This is a genomic window from Paenibacillus caui (assembly GCF_019904135.1).
In the GTDB taxonomy this organism is placed as follows: domain Bacteria; phylum Bacillota; class Bacilli; order Paenibacillales; family Paenibacillaceae; genus Fontibacillus; species Fontibacillus caui.
In genome coordinates this window covers 1-3,440 of sequence record NZ_JAIOGQ010000067.1, presented here as the reverse complement: position 1 = coordinate 3,440, position 3,440 = coordinate 1, and the positions used below count along the sequence as shown (strand labels likewise).

Genomic DNA, 3,440 nt, shown 5'->3' with positions numbered 1-3,440 from the left:
TGAAATCGGGTACACTACTTGCTATAACCCTTTCTGCGATTGGATCTCCTTTCTGTGTGGAAACTAAAGGATACCATACAATCGCTTGAGAGGGTTATATTTTTATTGAGAACTTTTCACTGTCCAGTGAAAGGGAAATTAGATCTTAGTGTATGGCAAGTAATGTCATTAAATGACTTAATATTGGTTATTTGGAACTATATGCCTTGTCATTTTATGTATGTTATGATAACAGCGTATTCAAAAATTATATGGAGAGGAATTTAAGAGAATGACAAACAAATTTATGAAGATTATTGGTGCTGGTGCATTATCTATTTCACTTATTACTGGAGTTGCTAGTGCTGTTTCGGCAAAAGACGATACAGCATCCAAAGAAGGAAATAAGGTCATTAATATTACTCCTTTTGCAATCCAACAAAGTGTACTAAATTGGGATTTAACAAATAATACTGTTGCAGACCCAAATACTTCATGGACAGTACAGATTGGATATCCAAATATTAACATGTATTTAAAAAATACAGGGTCAGATTCTTTTAGAGTTGAAGTAAAGCATAATACTAAGGGTACAATTATCTTTAATGAAACCATTGCAGCAGATGGAGTCGGAAGAAATTACATAAATAATGATAGTAATCCACTTGTTCCTTCAGGTACATACACAGTGACTGTTTACGGTGGAACAGCTATACCAAAAGGAACAGTTGTACTTAAAGCTTCTGACACTCCTTGGTTATAATCTTGTAATGGGGCTGTCCCAAAAGTCATAAATAATGACTGAGGGCCAGCCCCTTTCTCATTTTTGTAAAACAAAAAGAAACCTTTCATTGGTAAAATGGAGGTACCACCCAACCACATACCAAAAGGAGAGGTTTCTTTGTACATCCAATATAGCATGGGCCAACTTTACTTGACAATTAGTTTAGAGGAAGATCCAGAAACACATCTTGTTTGTTTAATTAACGAAGCTGTGAATCGGATTGACGACAATATTTTCACTTCAGTGTATCCTGGTGGTAGCCGGGATAGCTATCATCCTAAAATGCTCACAAAAATCATCATCTGCGCCTACTCCCAGCGTATTTACTCCTCCCATCAAATTGCAAAAGCAGTTCGCGAGCAGATCCCATTCATGTGGTTAGCTGCACGGCAAAGACCAGATTTCCGAACCATCAATCGTTTCCGTTCTGAACGTATGAAAGATGTTCTAGAGCATATCTTTAAAGGTGTTCTTCAACTTCTCGTAGAGTCAGGACATGTGAAATTGGAGCACTACTTTGTCGACGGCACAAAAATTGAAGCGAATGCTAACAAGTACACATTCGTTTGGGGAAAGGCTGTTGTGAAATTTAAAGATCGTTTACAGAAGAAAGTTCAAACCCTTTTTGCAACGATTAAAGAAGCAGAACGGCAGGAAAATGCTGAACTTGTTAATCAGGATCTGCTTGAGTTAGGCGAATCCAGTTCCATCACGAGTGAAAACTGGAACGAGCTGTGCAGCAACTCGAAAGTACATTACAGGATAATCCTAAAGATAAACCGCTGAAAAAAGCGGTTCGTTTAGTGCGTAAAAATTTGTTGCCGCGCCTACAAAAGTACGGGCAGCAACAAGAAATTCTAGGTGACCGAAACAGCTAAGTAAGACCGATCATGACGCGACCTTCATGCGAATGAAGGAAAAACATATGCGTAATGGACAACTGAAACCAGTCTACAATGTACAAATCGGAACGGCCTGGAAAATGAAGTATACTACTTATTTTGAATATCAAAGATATATTAGCTCTACGAAGGGGATTTCTGCGCGGTGAAAGGATGTTTTACAAATGACGAACGACGATCTTCATGCAATTTTAAGTAGCTACGGCATTGATCAGCCGGTGCTAACGTTTCTAAGACATAATGAGAACAGAACCTACAGAGTGGACGACGCTATTGGCAACTCTTATTTGCTGCGTATTCACCAACCTGTAAAAGAAACAATGACAGGGCCTGCAGCATACATATGAGGGTCTGTTCGCTGAGCTGCAGATGCTGGAAGAGCTTGCAGGCCAGACAAGCCTTAAGGTCCAGTCTCCCATTCGCAATCAAGATGGGGATTTCGTTACGATCATAGAACATGAAGGAAAGCGTCTGAACTGCTCGATGCTGACGTGGCTGGAAGGAGGAGATCTGGATAAGAAAGACGTCACCGAAAGAAGCTAGGCATGCAAATTGCCGTTCTTCATTCTTTCTTCACCCAATATCGGCATGACGGTTTGGAGAAGCGCCCTAGTCAAGGGATCGACTATAACGAGCAGATGATCAAGGTCATAAAAGGTGGTTTGGAACTGGAATTATTCACTCCTGCTGACGTTTCTATCATTGAAAAAACCATTAAACTGATTAACTCCCGCCTCGAAGTCAAAAGGAACTCAACCGATACATGGGGACTCATTCACGGCGACTTGGGTATGGGTAACATCATCATAAACGCCAAAGGGGAGATTAGCTTTATTGATTTTGGCTTTTTCGGTTCCGGGTACTACTTATTGGACGTTGCTATGGGGGCTTTAATGATTCCCGCGGAGCATAGGGACATTTTCCTTAAGGGGTATTTCGGTCATCACGATTTGCATACAGACGATATCGTTCTATTGGAAGGGTTTATGTTAATGGCGATTATCGGATTCTATGCCTTTCAGATGGAGAACGAATCCGTGCATGCCTTGATGCGTGAACGAATGCCGCAGCTGTGTGCCAAACACTGCCGTCCTTTTCTATCCGGTGAACGTATATTTTATAATATCTAGCCTGGTGAAAATAATAAGATGCCCCTGGCTGCAAGGGCGTTTTCTTTGTTAAGAGAGACGGGATGTCATCTCTTTGGAAATCATTTTTGCTATAATCGTTAATAATCTTCATCTGCTCAAAGGATTCCATCGGTAGTTTGCCCTGGTTCCGCTACCGCTACATTGTCGCGAACAACCCATACAGCCTTACTCGTTTCAATATAGCCTACATACCATCCCAACTGAATCCGGATACGCATCTGAAAAGCTAACGGATTCTACGCGAGCGACACCATTAGGTACTCGGTGTGGAAGAGCCCCTATTGGCATTCACCTGAAGGTCTGAAAATAGCCAAGTTCTTGTCTTTTATAGGGTTAAGTGTAGAAGGATAAGAACATATAGGTATTAGAAACCGCATAACCGTGGTCTTTTTGCTTTAAAGATCAGGTTTTTATCAAAAGTGAGAAACAAGAACATGTACACCTGGCCCATGTACGGTTTTGTATTTTCTTAATTCTGCAGACAATTTAGATATTTACTGGACAGTGAAAAGTTCTCAATAAAAATATAACCCTCTCAAGCGATTGTATGGTATCCTTTAGTTTCCACACAGAAAGGAGATCCAATCGCAGAAAGGGTTATAGCAAGTAGTGTACCCGATTTCA

The 3,440-nt window shown here is 40.6% G+C and carries 3 protein-coding genes and 1 pseudogene; all 4 read left to right on the top strand.

Annotated elements, in window-relative coordinates:
* The first annotated feature begins 271 nt into the window (after window positions 1–271).
* The 4 genes and pseudogenes from K7397_RS21045 to K7397_RS21760 all read left to right on the top strand — a co-directional run bounded on the left by K7397_RS21045 (window position 272) and on the right by K7397_RS21760 (window position 2,795).
* On the top strand, window positions 272–742 hold the full coding sequence (locus K7397_RS21045) for a hypothetical protein (RefSeq protein WP_223070535.1): 471 nt from the start codon (window positions 272–274) through the stop codon (window positions 740–742).
* A 138-nt stretch (window positions 743–880) separates the two neighbouring features.
* Window positions 881–1,736, top strand: a pseudogene (locus K7397_RS21040) (transposase); the annotation flags it as partial.
* 298 nt (window positions 1,737–2,034) lie between these two features.
* On the top strand, window positions 2,035–2,208 hold the full coding sequence (locus K7397_RS21765; protein ID WP_237691108.1) for a hypothetical protein: 174 nt from the start codon (window positions 2,035–2,037) through the stop codon (window positions 2,206–2,208).
* Window positions 2,209–2,210: 2 nt separating this feature from the next.
* Entirely contained in the window at window positions 2,211–2,795 is a 585-nt protein-coding gene (locus tag K7397_RS21760) for a phosphotransferase enzyme family protein (RefSeq protein ID WP_237691107.1), read from the top strand.
* Window positions 2,796–3,440 lie beyond the last annotated feature (645 nt).

Coding starts and splice junctions, on each gene's coding strand:
- K7397_RS21045 (WP_223070535.1), top strand. CDS start 272: ATGACAAACAAATTTATGAAGATTATTGGTGCTGGTGCATTATCTATT.
- K7397_RS21765 (WP_237691108.1), top strand. CDS start 2,035: ATGCTGGAAGAGCTTGCAGGCCAGACAAGCCTTAAGGTCCAGTCTCCC.
- K7397_RS21760 (WP_237691107.1), top strand. CDS start 2,211: ATGCAAATTGCCGTTCTTCATTCTTTCTTCACCCAATATCGGCATGAC.